The sequence below is a fragment of the Microbacterium hatanonis genome, from assembly GCF_008017415.1.
Taxonomy (GTDB): domain Bacteria; phylum Actinomycetota; class Actinomycetes; order Actinomycetales; family Microbacteriaceae; genus Microbacterium; species Microbacterium hatanonis.
The window spans coordinates 732,810-749,828 of sequence record NZ_VRSV01000001.1; the positions used below are offsets into that span (position 1 = coordinate 732,810).

A 17,019-nucleotide genomic window follows, 5' to 3' on the forward strand; every position below is an offset into this window, starting at 1 on the left:
AGCATCCTTCGCACACGGAGAGCACCCTCCCCGCGCGACTCTAAGATCGAAGAGCCATGGAATCCCGCACTCGCCCCCGGAACATGACCGGCGTCGGCCGGGTTCTCGTCGTCGTCTACGCGATCCTGGCGCTCGCCGCGACCGGACGATCCTTCGTTCAGATCGTGCTGCGTTTCGAGCACGCGCCCCTGGCGTTCACGCTGTCGGCCATCTCGGCGGCCGTGTACATCATCGCGACCCTCGCGCTGATCTTCTCCGCCTCCCGAGCCTGGTATCTCGTCGCGTGGGCCGCGATCTCGTTCGAACTCGTCGGCGTCCTCGTCGTCGGGGTCTTCAGCCTCATCCGGCACGACCTCTTCCCCGAGGAGACGGTCTGGTCGTGGTTCGGGTCGGGGTACGTCTTCGTCCCGCTGGTGCTGCCGTTCGTGGGCATCTGGTGGCTGGTGACGCACCGCCCCGGGCGCGAGGTCGCCGTACCGGAGTCGGAGCCGATGGAGAGGTCGTCCTGGTGATCACGTTCCGCGACCCCTCGGAGGTCCCCGCCGGTTTCGGGCCCTCGGTCGTCGCCATCGGCAAGTTCGACGGCGTCCACGCCGGGCATCGTGCCGTCATCGACCGGGCGAAGGTGGATGCTGCGGCCACGGGCGCGAAGGTCGTCGCCGTGACGTTCGATCGCAACCCCCTGAGCGTGCTGCGTCCCGATCTGTGCCCGGTGAGCCTCGTGGGCGTCACCCAGAAGCTCGAGCTCCTCGACCGTGCCGGCGTCGATGCGACCCTCATGCTCACGTTCGACGAGCAGCTGGCGAGTCTCGACGCCGAAGAGTTCGTGAGCCACGTGCTGGTCGGAGCGCTGGGCGTGCGCAGCGTGCTCGTCGGGCGCGACTTCCGGTTCGGACGCGGCGGTGCCGGCGACGCCGAGCTGCTGAGGACGATGGGGGAGCGCTTCGGGTTCGTCGTGCAGATCGTCGACGACGTGCGGGCCATCGACTCCGATCGGCGCGTGTCGTCGACCTGGATCCGAGAACTGCTCGCCGAGGGCGATGTCGCGGCGGCCGGCAAGCTCCTCGGGGCGGCGCCGTCGGTGTGGGGAGAGGTGGTCCACGGCCTCAAGCGAGGCCGCGAGCTCGGCTATCCGACCGCCAACCTCTCGCCCGACCTCGAGGGATTCATCCCCGCCGACGGCGTCTACGCCGGCTGGCTCATCGACCAGGGGTCAGCCGACGGTCTGCGCCCCGGAACCCGGTATCCGGCGGCGATCAGCATCGGCGTCAATCCGACGTTCGACGACGTCCTGGTCCGTCAGGTCGAGGCCTACGTGCTCGACGAGACCGACCTCGACCTGTACGGGCACCTCATGCAGGTGCGCTTCGTCGAGCGCATCCGCGGCATGGTCGCGTTCGACGGCATCGAGGCGCTGAAGGTGCAGATGGCCGACGACGTCGAGCGTGTCCGGGCCGTGCTCGGCGCCCACTGATCACGCGGACGATCGGCCGAGAGTCCAAGACACCCGGACGCCGCCCTCGGGCGGCCCGGGTGTCTTGGACTCTCAGCGCTGCGGGCTCAGCGGGGGGCTCAGCGGCGCGGGCTCAGTACGAGGCGGCGTCGGTCGCGCCGGTGGGGCCGTCGCCCCGCTCGATCGCGCGGGCCTCACCCAGGATCGTCGCGGCCGCGCTCGTGCCGAGACGGGTGGCGCCGGCGTCGATCATCGCGAGGGCGGTGGTGAGGTTTCGGACGCCCCCGGACGCCTTCACCTGCACGGCGGGACCGACGCTGGCGCGCATGAGGCGCACGTGCTCGACGCTCGCACCGCCGCCGCCGAACCCGGTCGAGGTCTTCACGAAGGCGGCGCCGCCGGCCTCGGTCAGGCGGCTGCCGCGGGCGATCTGATCGTCGTCGAGGTAGGAGGTCTCGAGGATGACCTTGGCGATGCGACCCTCCGCGGCGTTCACGACGGCGCGGATGTCGTCTACGACGGCGTCGTCGAAGCCGGAGCGCAGGAATCCGATGTTCACGACCATGTCGACCTCGCTCGCGCCGTCGGCGAGGGCCTGAGCGACCTCGGCGGTCTTGGCCGCGGTGGACGTCGTGCCGTGGGGGAAGCCGATGACCGTTCCCACCGCGACGCCCGTTCCGTCGAGGCGCTTCACGGCGTAGGCGATGTCGGAGGGACGGACGCACACGCTGAACACGCCCCACTCGGCGGCGATGTCGAGCTCGGCGTCGACGTCTGCGCGGACGAGTTCGGGCTTCAGGATCGCGTGATCGATGGTGGCGGCGAGCTCGCGCTCGGAGAGGTTCGACATGCCTCCCAGCCTACGCGCGAGCGGTGTTGCGGATGCCGAGGAACGACACCACGCCCCCGATCGCGAGGAGGGCCGCGGTGACGACAGCGGCGCGGTGGAAGCCGCCGAGGTCGATCGATCCGCCCACGATCAGCGCGACCATCGCGACGGCGATGAGCCCGGCGACCCGCGAGACCGCGTTGTTGACGGCCGAGGCGATGCCCGACCGGCTGGTGTCGATCGCCCCGAGGATCGCCGAGGTGAGCGGCGAGACCGTGAGCGTCAGCCCGAAGCCGAACACGATGATGCCGGGGAGCACCTGCCACCAGTAGTCGAAGTCCTCGCCGATCGACAGGAGGAGGAGGGAGCCGCCCGCGGCGAGGATCGGACCGACCGTCATGAACAGGCGGGGCCCCCACTTGCCCGCGAGAGCGCCGACGCGCGAGCTGAACAGGATCATCAGCACCGTCGCGGGCAGCGATGCCAGCCCCGCGAGGGTTGCCGGGAGCCCGGCGCCCTGCTGCAGATACACGCCGAGGACGAAGCCGTTGAGCGACAGCGCCCCGTAGATGAACGCGGTCGCGACGTTGCCGGTCCAGAAATTGCGGGCGCGGAAGAGGTCGAGGGGCATCATCGGATCGCGAGCGAAGCGTTGCCGCAGAAGGAACGCGGCGAACGAGAGCAGGCCGATCGTCATCGAGCCCCAGATGACCGGAGAGGTCCACCCGAGCGCGGACTGCTCGATGAGCGCGAACACGGAGCCGCCGAGTCCGACGGTGCAGAGGATCGCTCCCAGGTAGTCCACCCGGGCGCCCTCGCGGCGGTGGTCGGGGTGACCGAGCCTCACCAGCAGGAACAGTGTGAGGGCGATGGGGAGCACATTGATGAAGAAGACCAGGCGCCACGAGAGCAGGTCGACGAAGAGTCCGCCCACGAGCGGGCCGGCGATCATCGCGCCGGTCGTCGCCGCCGTCCATACCCCGATCGCCCTCGCCTGCGCCGGGCCGCGGAAGTTCGCCGTGATGAGTGCGAGGGAACTGGGCACGAGGAGCGCCCCCGCAACGCCCTGGAGGGCTCGCATGACGATGAGGAATTCCGAGGTGGGAGCGGCTCCGATCGCGATCGAGGTCACCGCGAATCCGATCAGCCCGATGCGCAGCACGACGAGGCGGCCGAGCACATCGCTCAGCGACCCCGCGACGAGGATCAGCGCCCCGAGCGTGATCAGGTAGGCGTCGACGACCCATTGCTGTGTGGTGAGGCCGCCGCCCAGGTCGCGGGAGATGGCCGGCAGCGCCACGGTCACCACCGTGCCGTCGAGGAACGAGACGAACGACGACAGGATCGCGATCGTCAGCACCATCCGCTGATCGCGGGTCATCTGCTCGGCCATCTGCTCACTGTACGACCGTGCGCGCACCGAGACAGGAATACCCCAGGGGGGTATCGTGGTTCTTGACGTGGACGAAGGAGGCGTGATGGACCAGCACGACCCGAACGGACGACGCACGGCGGTCCTCGATATCGAGGGCATGACCTGTGCGAGCTGCGTGGCACGCGTGGAGAAGCGGCTGCGCGCCGTGGACGGCGTGGATGCGGCGGTCAACCTCGCCACGGAGTCGGCGCGCGTGACGTTCCCCGACGACCTCGATGCCGACGCGCTCGTTGCGGCGGTCCGCGGCGCCGGGTACGACGCGCGGGTGCGGCGCGATGAGAGGGCGGCGCACGCAGCATCCGCCCCCGACCACTCCCACGGCGCCGAAGGACACGGCGCCGAAGGCCACGTGCACGACACCGAGGACCGCCCGGGGGCGACGTCGCTGCGCACCCGGCTGATCGTGAGCGCCGTCCTGGGCCTCCCGGTCGTGGTGCTCGGCATGGTTCCCGCGCTGCAGTTCGCCGGCTGGCAGTGGGTCTCGTTCGTGCTCGTCACCCCGATCCTGTTCTGGGGCGGCTGGCCCTTCCACCGCGCGACGGTGGCGAACGCCCGCCACGGCGCGGCGACGATGGACACCCTGATCACGCTGGGCACGGTGGCCGCGTACCTCTGGAGCACGTGGGCGCTCTTCTTCGGCAACGCCGGCGAGCTGGGCCTGCGGCACGATGTCGTGCTCTTCGGGCCGGTGCACGATGCCACCGCGCTCGTCTACTTCGAGGTCGTCGCCGCGGTGACCGTCTTCCTCCTCCTCGGCCGTTTCGTCGAGCAGCGCGCGACCCGACGCGCCGGGTCCGCCCTGAGGTCGCTCCTCGAGCTCGGCGCGAAGACCGTCGAGCTCCCCGACGGCACGACCGTGCCCATCGAGCACCTCGCCGCGGACGATCTCTTCGTCGTGCGCCCCGGCGGAACGATCGCCGCCGACGGCACGGTCATGGAGGGAACGGCCTCGGTCGACGAGAGCATGCTCACCGGCGAGTCCGTGCCGGTCGACGTCGTCCCCGGCGATGCGGTCACGGGCGGCACGATCTCTGCGGACGGCCGTCTCGTCGTGCGAGCGACATCGGTCGGCAGCGAGAGCCGCCTCGCGCGGATCGCTCGGCTCGTGGAAGACGCCCAGCTCGGCAAGAGCCGAGTGCAGCGCCTCGCCGATCGCGTGTCGGCGATCTTCGTGCCGATCGTGATCGTGCTGGCCGTCGCAACACTGGGCGTGTGGATGCTGGCGGGCCAGCCCCTCTCCGCCGGCTTCACCGCCGCGGTCGCCGTGCTCATCATCGCCTGCCCCTGTGCGCTGGGCCTGGCGACGCCGATCGCCGTGCTCGTCGGCACGGGTCGCGCCGCGCAGCTGGGGATCCTCGTCACCGGTCCCGAGGCCCTCGAATCGGCCGAGAAGATCGACACGGTCGTGCTCGACAAGACCGGCACCCTCACCGAGGGGCGCATGACGGTGGCCTCGGTCGTGACTGACGAAGCGACCGATGCCGCCCAGGCGCTCGCGCTCGTCGCGGCCGTCGAACGCGGCTCCGAGCACCCCGTCGCCCGGGCGATCGTCGCCGCGGCGGGCGACGGCCCGGTGGCCGACGACGTGCGCTCGCTCGCGGGTCGCGGTGTCATCGGCACGGTCGATGGCGTGGCCGTCTTCGCCGGGCGCCCGGCCTTCGCGGCGGAGCAGGGCGCGGAGCTCTCCCCGACGCTCGCCGACGCGGTCGCCGCGGGTGAGCGCCGGGGAACCGTGGTGGTCGCCGGCTGGGCCCTCGGCGAGGAGCGCCCGCGGGTGCGCGCCGTCTTCGAGATCGCCGACACGGTGCGTGCGGAGAGCGCCGGGGCGGTCGCCGACCTGCGCGGCCTGGGCCTCGACGTCGTGCTGCTCACCGGCGACAACGCCGGGGTGGCCGAGGCGGTTGCCCAGGAACTGGGCATCGGCACCGTGCGCGCGGGGGTGCTCCCGGAGGGCAAGCTCGCCGAGATCGAGCGTCTGCAGGCCGAGGGCCGCGTCGTCGCGATGGTCGGCGACGGCGTGAACGACGCGGCGGCCCTCGCCGCCGCCGACCTGGGGATAGCGATGGGCGGGGGAGCGGATGCGGCGATGCACGCCGGTGACGTGACGCTCGTCCGCAGCGACCCGCGCGCGATCGTCACCGCCGTGCGGCTCAGTCGCCGCACGATGGGGGTCATCCGCGGCAATCTGTTCTGGGCCTTCGCGTACAACGTCGCAGCGCTCCCGCTGGCGGCGCTGGGACTGCTCAACCCCATGCTCGCGGGGGCGGCGATGGCGTTCTCGAGCGTGTTCGTCGTGCTCAACAGCCTTCGTCTGCGACGCGCCCGGTGACACGACCCGGGGGCGCCGCGGTCATCTCCTGAGTGCGCGCGGCGCCTCCCGGGCCCCCGTGGGCGGCGTCCGCGCCGTGGGGGAGTGAGGTATCGGCGCCAGACGCTAGACTGGAGGTCGGGGACCACTCGCGGGAATGTGCCGCACTCGCCGGAACGAATCGGCCAGGACGCCGATCCGCGTCCGTTCGACGGTCCCTCCCCGCGTGCGTGACGGCTGACCGCCCCCGCGGGATCGTAGACAACACCGGCTCGACCGGTCATCGCCGGGTCATCCGGCTGACACGCTCAGGAGGAGCATGCCGACCACGGCACCCGCCGCGCAGAACAACTCGTCGCGGCGCAGAAAGACTTCCGCGGCACGCCGCGACGACGAAGCACCCCTCATCCCGATCCTCGCGCGCAAGGTGCGCGAGGTCGAGGCCAAGGCGCAACGGGGCAAGCTCGGACCGACCAATCGCGTCAAGTTCCAGGTGATCGCGTTCCTGGTGCGTGAAGAGCGCGCGCGGGTGAAGGCCGAGGCCGAGCTCGACGCCGGTGCCCGCGCCGAGCTGCTGAAGCGTCTCGACGGGGTGGCGACCATCCTCGCCAAGACCGCCGCGCGCGACACGTCGCTCATCCAACTGCTCGAGGTCGACCAGGCGACGTCGCCGGTGGCGCGCCGCATGCGCCGCGACTGGCTCATCGAGTCGGGCGCCGAGCTGCCGCCGGACGAGCTCATCATCACCGACGTCGCCCCGGTCTCGCAGCCGGTCGTGCCGGCGGCGCTCGCCGAGCGCCAGGTCGTGCCGCCCGCGATCGAGTCGCGCCAGATGGCGAACCCCTTCCTCGCACCCGACCTGACCGCGGCCGCGCCCCAGAGCGCGCCCCGCCGGCGACTGGACGGATGGGAGCTCATGGGTCCGCTGTTCAAGGCCTTCGAGACCGGGGCAGGCGGATCCGCAGCATCCATGGATCTCCCCGAGGTGCCCGAGTTCGACCGGCTGTCGCCCAAGGGCCTCGAGGTCATGGCGCACCAGTCCCGTTTCCTCGAGTCGGTCCGCGAGGGCCACCGCAGTTTCCTCCTCGCCGACGAGCCCGGCCTCGGCAAGACCGCTCAGTCGGTGCTCGCCGCGTCGGTGGCGGGCGCCTATCCGCTGCTGGTCGTCGTGCCCAACGTCGTGAAGATGAACTGGCTGCGCGAGGTCGGCCGATGGACTCCGCAGCGACGGGCCACCGTCGTCAGCGGCGACGGTCGTGACGTCGACGCCTTCGCCGACGTCTTCATCGTCAACTACGAGATCCTCGATCGACACCTGTCGTGGCTCGGCTCGATCGGCCTCAAGGGCATGGTCGTCGACGAGGCCCACTTCATCAAGAACCTCACCTCGCAGCGCTCGCAGAACGTGCTGGCGCTCGCCGGGCGCATCCGCGAGCAGGTGCGCGATCCGCTGATGCTCGCTCTCACGGGTACGCCGCTGATCAACGACGTCGAGGACTTCGACGCCATCTGGCGCTTCCTCGGCTGGACGCTGGGCGAGAAGCCCGGCGCCGAGCTGATGGACAAGCTCGAGTCGACCGGCCTCACCCCGGCCGACAAGGCGTTCTATCCTGAGGCACGCGAGGCCGTCATCTCGATGGGCATCGTCCGCCGCAAGAAGAAGGACGTCGCGGCCGACCTGCCCGACAAGCTCATCGCCGACCTCCCGGTCGAGCTCGACGACGAATTCGGTCGATCGGTGCGCCAGGCCGAGCGCGAGCTCGGCGAACGGCTCGCCGCGCGGTACCGCCGCATCCTCGAGGCTCGCGGCGACCGCGGCCTCGCGCCCGGCGAGATCGACGACGACATCGTGCGCCTCGTCGCGCACAACGAGCTCGAGGAGTCGAAGGCCGCGGGCACGGGCTCCGAGAACGTCTTCACGATGGTGCGCAAGATCGGGCAGGCCAAGGCCCACCTCGCCGCCGATTACGCGGTGCAGCTGCAGCGCTCCGTCGGCAAGGTGGTTTTCTTCGCCAAGCACATCGACGTGATGGATGCTGCGGAGTCCCACTTCGCCGCGTCGGGTCTTCGCACCGTCTCCATCCGCGGAGACCAGACGACACCCGCGCGACAGCTCGCGATCGACGCGTTCAACAACGACCCGGGCGTCGGGATCGCGGTGTGCTCCCTCACCGCCGCCGGCGTGGGGCTGAACATGCAGGCCGCGTCCAACGTCGTGCTCGCCGAGCTGAGCTGGACCGCTGCCGAGCAGACGCAGGCCATCGACCGCGTGCACCGCATCGGGCAGGAAGAGCCCGTGACCGCCTGGCGGATCATCGCGGCTCACACGATCGACACGAAGATCGCCGAGCTCATCGACTCCAAGCAGGGTCTGGCCGCCCGCGCCCTCGACGGCGAAGCGGTCGATCCGGGATCGAGCGACTCGGTGCAGCTGAGCGCGCTCATGCACGTGCTGCGACGCACTCTCGGCGGCGAATGATGCGAGTGCGGCGGCGGGAGACCGGCCGCCGCACTCGCCCACGCGCCCGTCGAGTGGCTGACGCATCGCCTCCGACGCTAGGGTCGGTGTGGCAACGTCGCCGGCTCTCCCACCCGACACAGCGAGGACCACAGCTATGAAGATCGGCATCCTGACGAGCGGCGGCGACTGCCCCGGTCTCAACGCCGTCATCCGCGGAATCGTGCTCAAGGGCACGACGAACTACGACATCGAGTTCGTAGGCATCCGAGACGGTTGGCGCGGCGTCGTGGACGCCGACTTCTTCCCGCTCACCCGTCACGAGGTGAAGGGCCTGTCCAAGGTCGGCGGCACCATCCTCGGCACGAGCCGCACCAACCCCTACGAGGGGGTGCGCGGCGGCGCCGAGAACATCGCCAAGACCCTGTACGGCCACCGCATCGACGGCATCGTCGCGATCGGCGGCGAGGGGACGCTCGCCGCCGCCGACCGCCTGTCGAAGGACGGGATCAACGTCATCGGCGTGCCGAAGACGATCGACAACGACCTGCGTGCGACCGATTACTCGTTCGGTTTCGACACCGCGGTCAACATCGCCACCGACGCGATGGACCGTCTGCGCACGACCGGCGACTCCCACCAGCGCTGCATGGTCGCCGAGGTCATGGGCCGCCACGTCGGCTGGATCGCCCTGCACGCGGGGATCGCCGCGGGCGCCCACGTCATCTGCATCCCCGAGGTGCCGCTGTCGCTCGACGAGATCGTCGACCAGGTCACGCGGGCACACGACCGCGGTCGCGCGCCGCTCATCGTCGTGTCGGAGGGTTTCACGCTCAAGGGCATGAACGAGGCGTTCAGCGACAAGGGCCTCGACGCATTCAACCGCCCCCGCCTCGGCGGGATCAGCGAGGTGCTCGCCCCCGAGATCGAGCGGATCACCGGCATCGAGACCCGCTCGACGGTTCTCGGCCACATCCAGCGCGGCGGGTCGCCCTCGGGCTTCGACCGCGTGCTCGCGACGCGTCTCGGGCTCCACGCCGCCGACGCCCTGTTCGAGCAAGACTGGGGTCAGATGGTGGCCATGCGCGGCACCGACATCGTGCGCGTGCCGTTCGCCGACGCGCTCGGCGAGCTGAACACCGTGCCGCTCTACCGCTACGAAGAGGCCGCGGCGCTCTTCGGCTGATCCCTCGCGGTCGCCGGCGTAGGACAAGAGTCCGGCGTAGGACGATCCGATCGAGATCGTCCTACGCCGGGCTCTTCTCCTACCTACGAGACCGGGTGCGGGGCGCCGGTCGCCGCGGTCAGGACGCGTCGGCGACGCCGAGCACGTCGAGCAGCCAGGCGAGCTCGAACGCCCGCTCGCGCCAGGAGTTGTACCGACCGCTGACGCCGCCGTGACCGGCGACCATCTCGCACTTGAGCATCGCGTCGGCGCCGACCTCGCGCAGACGCGCGACCCACTTGGCCGGCTCGACGTAGAGGACGCGCGTGTCGTTGAGCGACGTGACGGCGAGGATGCGGGGGTAGACGACGCCCTCGCGCACGTTCTCGTACGGCGAGTACGACTTCATGTACGCGTAGACGTCGGGGTCGTGCAGTGGATCGCCCCACTCGTCCCACTCGATGACGGTGAGCGGGAGGGAGGGGTCGAGGATCGTGGTGAGCGCGTCGACGAAGGGCACGCTCGCGAGTACGCCGGCGAACAGCTCGGGGGCGAGGTTCGCGATGGCGCCCATCAGCAGGCCGCCGGCGCTTCCACCCTCCGCGACCATCCGGTCGGGGGTCGTGTAGCCCGCCTCGACGAGATGGCGTGCGCAGTCGACGAAGTCGGTGAACGTGTTGCGCTTCGCGAGCGTCTTCCCGTCCTCGTACCACTGCCGGCCCATCTCGCCGCCGCCGCGCACGTGCGCGACGGCGAAGACGACGCCCCGGTCGAGCTCCGACAACCTCGCGACCGAGAAGCCGGGCTCGATCGAGTGCTCGTACGACCCGTATCCGTAGAGGTGCAGCGGACGCGGGGCCGAGCCGACCTCGCCGAACGAGCGCTTCCACACCAGGGAGATGGGCACCCGGGTGCCGTCCTGCGCGGGGGCCCAGACGCGTGCCTGGCCGTAGTCGGCGGAGTCGTAGCCCCCGAGCACGGGCTGGCGCTTGCGCAGCAGCAGCTCGCCGGTCGCGATCTCGTAGTCGAAGACCGTGCCGGGGGTGACGAACGAGCCGTAGCCGACTCGCAGGAGAGGCGGCGCCCATTCGGGATTGCCGCCCGTGCCGACGCTGTAGAGCGGCTCGTCGAACTCGATCTCTCGCACCCCGCCGTCGGCGTAGTCGAGCATGCCGAGTCGGGGCAGACCATCGCGCCGGTATCCGACGACCCCCCAGTCGCGGAACGTGTCGACGCCGAGCAGCCGCTGACCCGGACGGTGCGCGATGACGACCGACCGCTCGCCCTGAGGGTCGGATGCGGCGACCCGCACGAGCTCGAAGTCCAGAGCGTCGTCGTTGTGGAGCACGTAGAGCACGTCCTCTCCGTCGACCACGGCGTCGGACGCGGAGTACTCCACACCCTCCCGGCGCGGCCAGACCACGCGCGGTTCTCCGCGGAGGTCGTCGGCGTCGAGGATCCACTCCTCGGAGGTGATCGACGAGCCGACGTCGATGACGAGATAGCGGTCGCTGCGGGTGAAGCCCGCGCCGACCCAGTACCGCTCGTCGGGCTCGGTGAACAGCTTCACGTCGTCGTCGACCGGGGTGCCGATCTCGTGCAGCCACACCGTGTCGGGGCGCCAGGCGTCGTCGACGGTCGTGTAGACGACGTAGCGACCGTCGGGCGAGAACGAGGCCCCGGCGAATGTATCGGGGATCTCGTCGGCGAGGTTCTCACCGGTCGCGAGGTCGCGCACGCGGAGGGTGTAGCGCTCGTCGCCGGCGACGTCGACGCCGTACAGCATCCGCTGCCCGTCGGTGGAGACCTCGAAGCTGCCGAGCGAGAAGAATTCGGTGCCCTCGGCCTCGATGTTGCCGTCGAGGAGCACCTGCTCGCCGGGGACGGGCTCGCCCGGAGCGAGCTCCGGGGGCGTCCAGTCGTCGGGCGAGGCGAGGGGAGCACGGCATTGGATGCCGTACTGGCTGCCCTCTACGGTTCGGCCGTAGTACCACCATGCGCCGCGGCGGCTGGGGACGGACAGGTCGGTCTCCAGGGTGCGGCCCTTGATCTCCTGGAAGACCTGTTCGCGCAGTCCCTCGAGATGAGCCGTCCGGGCGTCGGTGTAGGCGTTCTCGGCCTCGAGGTGGGAGAGGACGGCCGCGTCGTCCTTCGCGCGGAACCACTCGTAGGGATCGTCGAAGGTGTCGCCGTGGTGGGAGCGGATCGTCGAGCGGCGCTCGGCGACGGGGGGATCGGGAAGGGCCTGGGCGTCGTTCACGCTCCCACGCTAGCCGAGGAGCACCGCCCCTCGGCCGGTCGTCAGCGCACGGTGACGAGGGTGCGCTGCCAGCCCGAGGAGCCGTCGGGGGCGATCGGTGCGCGGTCCTCGATCTGCACCTGACCGTTCTTGTCGGTCGCGCGAACGGTGACGTAGTGCGTGCCGGCCTCGGCCTGCCACTCCAGCCACCACTGCACCCAGGTGTCGGCGTTGACCGGCGTGGAGAGGTTCGCCTGCTGCCAGTCGCCGTCGTCGATCGAGACCTCGACGCTCTGGATCCCGGTGGTCTGCGCCCACGCCATGCCGGCGATCGGGACGGTGCCCGCGGTGACCGGTGTTCCCGAGCGCGGGGTGTCGATGCGCGACGACATCTTGATCGGCGCCTCCGCGGCGTACCCGCGCGGGGTCCAATAGGCCTCGTCGGCGGCGAACGTGGTCACCTTCAGCTCGGTGACCCATTTCGTCGCCGAGACGTAGCCGTACAGGCCGGGGACGACCATCCGCACCGGGAAGCCGTGCTCGAGCGGCAGGGGCTCGCCGTTCATGGCGACCGCGAAGATCGCGTCGCGGTTGTCGTCGGTCAGGGTGTCGAGAGGTGTGCTCGCGGTGTAGCCGTCGACGCTGCGGGACAGCACCATGTCGGCGCCCGCCTGGGGCCCCGCCATCGCCAGGATGTCGCGGATGGGAACGCCCTGCCAGATCGCGTTGCCGACGAGGCCGCCGCCGACCTCGTTCGAGACGCAGGTCAGGGTGATGCCGTACTCGTCGAGTCCCATCCCCACGAGGTCGTCGAAGGAGAGCTCTACGCGCTGATCGACCATGCCGTCGATGACCAGGCTCCAGGTCGACGGGTCGATGGACGGAACGGTCAGCGCGGTGTCGACGCGGTAGAAGTCGGCGTTGGGGGTGAACAGGGGGGAGAGCCCTTCCACGTCGGCCTCGGCGCCGGCGGGAACCGTAACGGTCGAGCGCACCGCCGGAAGCTGGATGGCGTCGCGCACAGCGGCGATCGAGGAGGTCGTCGCCGAGATGACGCGCGAGCCCACACCCACCACGACGGAGGCGAGGGCGGCGATGGCCGTCATCCCCAAGAATCCGCGCCGGCTCGCCCCCGCGGTCGGTGCACCCTCGCCGGAGTCCGACTCCGAGGGGGCGGTCGTGGCGCCGTCGCGCCATGCTCGAAGGCGTCGTCCCAGCATCAGGATGAGCACGACCCCCACGATCGTGCCGGCGAGCGGGGGGAGGGCGGAGAGGAAACCGGCACCCGCGCGCGTCAGGATCGCCGCGCCGGAGAGCACGCCCGCGACGACGAGAAGGACGGCGCCCAGAGGCGGACGCACGTACTCGAGGATTCCCGCGATCGCCGAGGCGATGACGACCGCGAGGCCGAGGCCGACCAGCAGAGCGATCTTGTCGTTCTCCCCGAATGTCGAGATCGCGAACTCCTTGAGCGGCTGAGGCACGATGTCGATCACGAACGAGCCCACCGCCAGCAGCGGACTCGCCTGGGGTGCCACCAGCAGGGCGACGAGTTCGGCGGCCGCGAGGAACGCGGCGGCCGAGACGATGCCGGCCACCGCCGACCAGGCGGTGAAGGTCTTGCGTCGTGCGGCCATGGCTGGGCCTCCCCGTCTCGTCGTGGTCGATACCTATTCGCGGCCGCGGACGATTCGGATGTGCGCTCTAGGCTGGGGGCATGGTCGGAGCATCGACGCAGTTCGGTCAGCACCCGCCCGCGCGGCGTGTGATCGTGCATCTGAGCGACACGCACCTCCTCGCCGGCGACCGCAGGCTGGGCGGCCGGTACGACGTCGCGGCCAACCTCGCCCGCACGATGCGCGCTGTCGAGGCTCTCCGCATCCGCCCCGACGCGCTCGTCTTCACCGGCGATCTCACCGATCTGGGCGAACCGGAGGCCTACGCGGCGCTGCGCGCAGAGGTGGAGCCGGTCGCCGAGCGACTGGGGGCGCCGCTGGTGTGGGTGGCGGGTAACCACGATGAACGGCCCGCCATGCGCGAGCACCTCCTCGATGCGGATGCGACGCAGGAGCCGATCACGGGGGTGTGGGACCTCGACGGCCTCCGGCTGGTCGCGCTCGACTCGACCGTGACCGGATGGCATCACGGCGAGATCGATGCGGCGCAACGGGACTGGCTCGCCGGCATCCTCGCCGAGCCCGCGCCGCTGGGGACGCTCCTGGCGCTGCACCACCCGCCGCTTCCGACGCACATCCCCTTCTTCGACATCCTCGAGCTCCGCGACCAGCGCGCGCTCGCCGAGGTGGTCGCGGGAACCGACGTGCGCGGCATCCTCGCCGGCCATCTCCACTATTCGACCAGCGGCACGTTCGCCGGGGTGCCGGTGAGCGTGGCGGCGGCGACCTGCTACACGATGGATCTCGCCCGCCCGGCGGTCGAGGTGAACGGGATGGACGCCGGGCAGTCCTTCCACCTCGTCCACGTCTACGACGACACGATCACCCACGCGGTCGTTCCCGTCGTGGACGATCCGCAGACGGGGGAGTACTTCACGGCGGAGTGGACCGAGCGCATGGCCCGCCTCACCCCCGAGGAACGACTCGACGCGTTCTCTCGCAAGCGCTCCTGACGGGCTGTACGCGGTGTCCCGTCGGGCCACCGTGGATCACCCCGGCGTCGAAGGGGGCGCTCGGCCCACGCGGGTAGGCTCGACGCACCCCGACCGGCCGTAACCCAAAAGGATCTACATGCCACAGGACGCGACGAAGCTCCAGGACACCACCGAGCGCACCCGCACGGAGACCGATTCGCTGGGATCCCTGCAGATCCCCGCCGAGGCGTATTGGGGCATCCACACCGCCCGCGCGCTCGAGAACTTCCCGATCTCGCAGCGGCCGATCTCGGTCTACCCCGATCTCGTCCGGGCTCTGGCGATGGTCAAGCAGGCGTCGGCGCGCGCCAACATCGAGATAGGCGTCCTCGACACCGAGCGAGGGCTGCTGATCGATCGCGCGGCCCAGCGGGTCATCGACGGCGAGTTCCACGACCAGTTCGTGGTGGGCGTCATCCAGGGAGGTGCCGGCACGTCGACGAACATGAACGCCAACGAGGTGCTGACCAACATCGCCCTCGAAGAGGCCGGGCGTCCGAAGGGCGACTACGGGTTCCTCTCGCCGATCGACCACACCAACCGCAGCCAGTCGACCAACGACGTGTACCCGACGGCGATCAAGGTCGGGCTCGCGCTCAACCTCAAGAGCCTGCTGGCCGAGCTGTCGTTGCTCCGGCAGTCGTTCCTGGCGAAATCGGTGGAGTTCCACGACGTGCTCAAGGTCGGTCGCACCCAGCTGCAGGACGCCGTGCCCATGACGCTCGGGCAGGAGTTCCACGGATTCGCGACCACCCTCGGCGAGGACTACAACCGGCTGACCGAGAACGCCTACCTCCTCGCCGAGGTCAACATGGGAGCGACCGCGATCGGTACGGGGATCACGGCACGCTCGACCTACGCGAAGGCCGTGCTGCACCATCTCCGATCGATCACCGGGCTCGACCTCGATACCGCGACCGACCTGGTGGAGTCGACGAGCGACACGGGCTCGTTCATGTCGTTCTCGTCGTCGCTGAAGCGCAATGCGATCAAGCTGTCGAAGATCTGCAACGACCTGCGGCTCCTCTCCAGCGGCCCCCAGGCCGGGTTCGGCGAGATCAATCTGCCGCCCCGCCAGGCGGGTTCGAGCATCATGCCGGGGAAGGTCAACCCGGTCATCCCCGAAGTCGTCAACCAGGTCGCCTTCGCAGTGGCGGGCGCCGACCTCACCGTCACGATGGCGGTCGAGGGCGGCCAGCTGCAGCTCAACGCCTTCGAGCCGGTGATCGCGCACTCCATCTTCCAGTCGATGACGTGGATGCAGCGTGCGATGTTGACGCTGCGGGTGAACTGCATCGACGGCATCACCGCGAACCGGGAGCGACTCGGCGCGATGGTCGGCTCGTCGGTCGGCGTCGTCACCGCTCTCACGCCCTTCATCGGCTACGCGGCGGCCGCGGCGCTGGCGAAGACCGCGCTGCTGACGGGGCGCAATGTCGCCGACCTCGTCGTCGAGGCGGGCCTCATGTCGCGAGCCGAGGTCACGAAGCAGATCTCGCCCATGCGTCTGTCCGGGCTCGAGGCGATCACCGAGGCGATCCCCGTCATCCGCTCCTCGACCGACGTCGTCTCGCCCCCCGAGGACTGAGCGGGGCGGCGCGCCGACGGATCAGCCGATGATCCGGCAGTGGGTCGTGAGCGCCCCCACCCCGTCGACGCCGACCGTGACGGTGGAGCGGTCGCGGAGGAAGATCTGCGGGTCGCGGGAGTAACCCGCCCCGCCCGGGCTGCCGGTGGAGATGAGCGTCCCCGGCAGCAGCGTGACCGACTGCGACAGGTGCGAGATGAGCGTTGCGACGGAGCGCACCATCTGGCCGGTGGACGCGTCCTGCACCGTGTGTCCGTCGACCACGGTCCAGATGTGCAGGGCCTGCGGATCGGGGATCTCGTCGGCGGTCACGACGAACGGACCGGTCGGGGTGAACCCGTCGAACGATTTGCACCGCGACCACTGCGCCTCGGAGAACTGGATGTCGCGGGCGGTGATGTCGTTGACCACCGTGTAGCCCCACACGTGGTCGAGGGCGTCCTCCGTGGCGACGTCCTTCGCGGGACGCCCGATGATCACGCCCAGCTCCGCCTCGTAGTCGACCGATTCGCTCAGGGTGCGCGGCCACGACGTGGTCGCCTCGTGCCCGGCGAGGGAATTGGGCCACAGCACGAAGACGGTGGGTGTCGAGTCGGTCTTGAGCCCGAGTTCGCCCGAGTGCGCGGAGTAGTTCAACCCGATCGCGAGGATCACCGGGGGCGTCAGGACGGCCGATGCGAACGCCACCCCGTCGAGCGGGATCCAGGATGCGGCGTCCGCGGCGCTGCGGACACGGTCGAGCAGCTCGTCGCCTCCGGCGATGAGGGCCTCGAGGGTGCCGGGCGCGTCGTCGAACAACTCGTCGACGAAGGTCATCGCCTCGTCGCCGACCACCACCAGGCGGGGGGAGAGTTCGGACGACGCTGACTGAACGTGGGCAAACCGCATGCGTCC

The 17,019-nt window shown here is 70.3% G+C and carries 12 protein-coding genes; 7 read left to right on the top strand and 5 right to left on the bottom strand.

Features of this window, described 5'->3' with window-relative positions:
- Positions 1-56 precede the first annotated feature (56 nt).
- Together FVP77_RS03455 and FVP77_RS03460 are read left to right on the top strand one after the other, a co-directional pair.
- Positions 57-512 (top strand): hypothetical protein, encoded by a 456-nt coding sequence (locus FVP77_RS03455; RefSeq protein WP_147893263.1) that lies wholly within the window; start codon positions 57-59, stop codon positions 510-512.
- Positions 509-1,474 (top strand): bifunctional riboflavin kinase/FAD synthetase, encoded by a 966-nt coding sequence (locus tag FVP77_RS03460; RefSeq protein WP_147893264.1) that lies wholly within the window; start codon positions 509-511, stop codon positions 1,472-1,474. Before FVP77_RS03455 ends, FVP77_RS03460 begins: the two co-directional genes overlap by 4 nt.
- Before the next feature lie 112 nt (positions 1,475-1,586).
- Here the strand turns inward: FVP77_RS03460 and deoC are convergent, their stop codons facing one another.
- Positions 1,587-2,303 (bottom strand): deoxyribose-phosphate aldolase, encoded by a 717-nt coding sequence (gene deoC / locus FVP77_RS03465; protein ID WP_147893265.1) that lies wholly within the window; start codon positions 2,301-2,303, stop codon positions 1,587-1,589.
- Between the two features lie 10 nt (positions 2,304-2,313).
- Positions 2,314-3,675, bottom strand: a complete 1,362-nt coding sequence (locus tag FVP77_RS03470) for an MFS transporter (protein ID WP_187266802.1) — start codon at positions 3,673-3,675, stop codon at positions 2,314-2,316.
- Between the two features lie 85 nt (positions 3,676-3,760).
- Here FVP77_RS03470 and FVP77_RS03475 point away from each other — a divergent pair, with 85 nt between their 5' ends.
- The 3 genes from FVP77_RS03475 (at position 3,761) to FVP77_RS03485 (ending at position 9,669) form a co-directional block, all read left to right on the top strand.
- Positions 3,761-6,046: a heavy metal translocating P-type ATPase gene (locus FVP77_RS03475; protein WP_147893266.1), complete on the top strand. Its 2,286-nt coding sequence runs from the start codon at positions 3,761-3,763 to the stop codon at positions 6,044-6,046.
- Positions 6,047-6,344: 298 nt separating this feature from the next.
- Entirely contained in the window at positions 6,345-8,504 is a 2,160-nt protein-coding gene (locus tag FVP77_RS03480) for a DEAD/DEAH box helicase (protein ID WP_147893267.1), read from the top strand.
- Positions 8,505-8,640: 136 nt separating this feature from the next.
- A complete protein-coding gene (locus FVP77_RS03485) occupies positions 8,641-9,669 on the top strand; it encodes a 6-phosphofructokinase (RefSeq protein WP_147893268.1) in 1,029 nt (342 codons plus the stop codon).
- Positions 9,670-9,787: 118 nt separating this feature from the next.
- On the opposite strand, the gene FVP77_RS03490 is transcribed toward FVP77_RS03485, so the two are convergent.
- Together FVP77_RS03490 and FVP77_RS03495 are read right to left on the bottom strand one after the other, a co-directional pair.
- On the bottom strand, positions 9,788-11,908 hold the full coding sequence (locus FVP77_RS03490) for a S9 family peptidase (RefSeq protein ID WP_147893269.1): 2,121 nt from the start codon (positions 11,906-11,908) through the stop codon (positions 9,788-9,790).
- A gap of 41 nt (positions 11,909-11,949) precedes the next feature.
- Positions 11,950-13,524, bottom strand: a complete 1,575-nt coding sequence (locus tag FVP77_RS03495; protein WP_147893270.1) for a molybdopterin-dependent oxidoreductase — start codon at positions 13,522-13,524, stop codon at positions 11,950-11,952.
- Positions 13,525-13,604: 80 nt separating this feature from the next.
- On the opposite strand from FVP77_RS03495, the gene FVP77_RS03500 reads away from it, so the two are divergent.
- Positions 13,605-14,516 carry a phosphodiesterase gene (locus FVP77_RS03500; RefSeq protein WP_147893271.1) on the top strand — a complete coding sequence of 304 codons (912 nt, stop codon included), beginning with the start codon at positions 13,605-13,607 and terminating at the stop codon, positions 14,514-14,516.
- 118 nt (positions 14,517-14,634) lie between these two features.
- A complete protein-coding gene (locus FVP77_RS03505; protein WP_147893272.1) occupies positions 14,635-16,125 on the top strand; it encodes an aspartate ammonia-lyase in 1,491 nt (496 codons plus the stop codon).
- A gap of 21 nt (positions 16,126-16,146) precedes the next feature.
- Here the strand turns inward: FVP77_RS03505 and FVP77_RS03510 are convergent, their stop codons facing one another.
- On the bottom strand, positions 16,147-17,013 hold the full coding sequence (locus FVP77_RS03510; RefSeq protein ID WP_147893273.1) for a fumarylacetoacetate hydrolase family protein: 867 nt from the start codon (positions 17,011-17,013) through the stop codon (positions 16,147-16,149).
- Between the last annotated feature and the right edge of the window lie 6 nt (positions 17,014-17,019).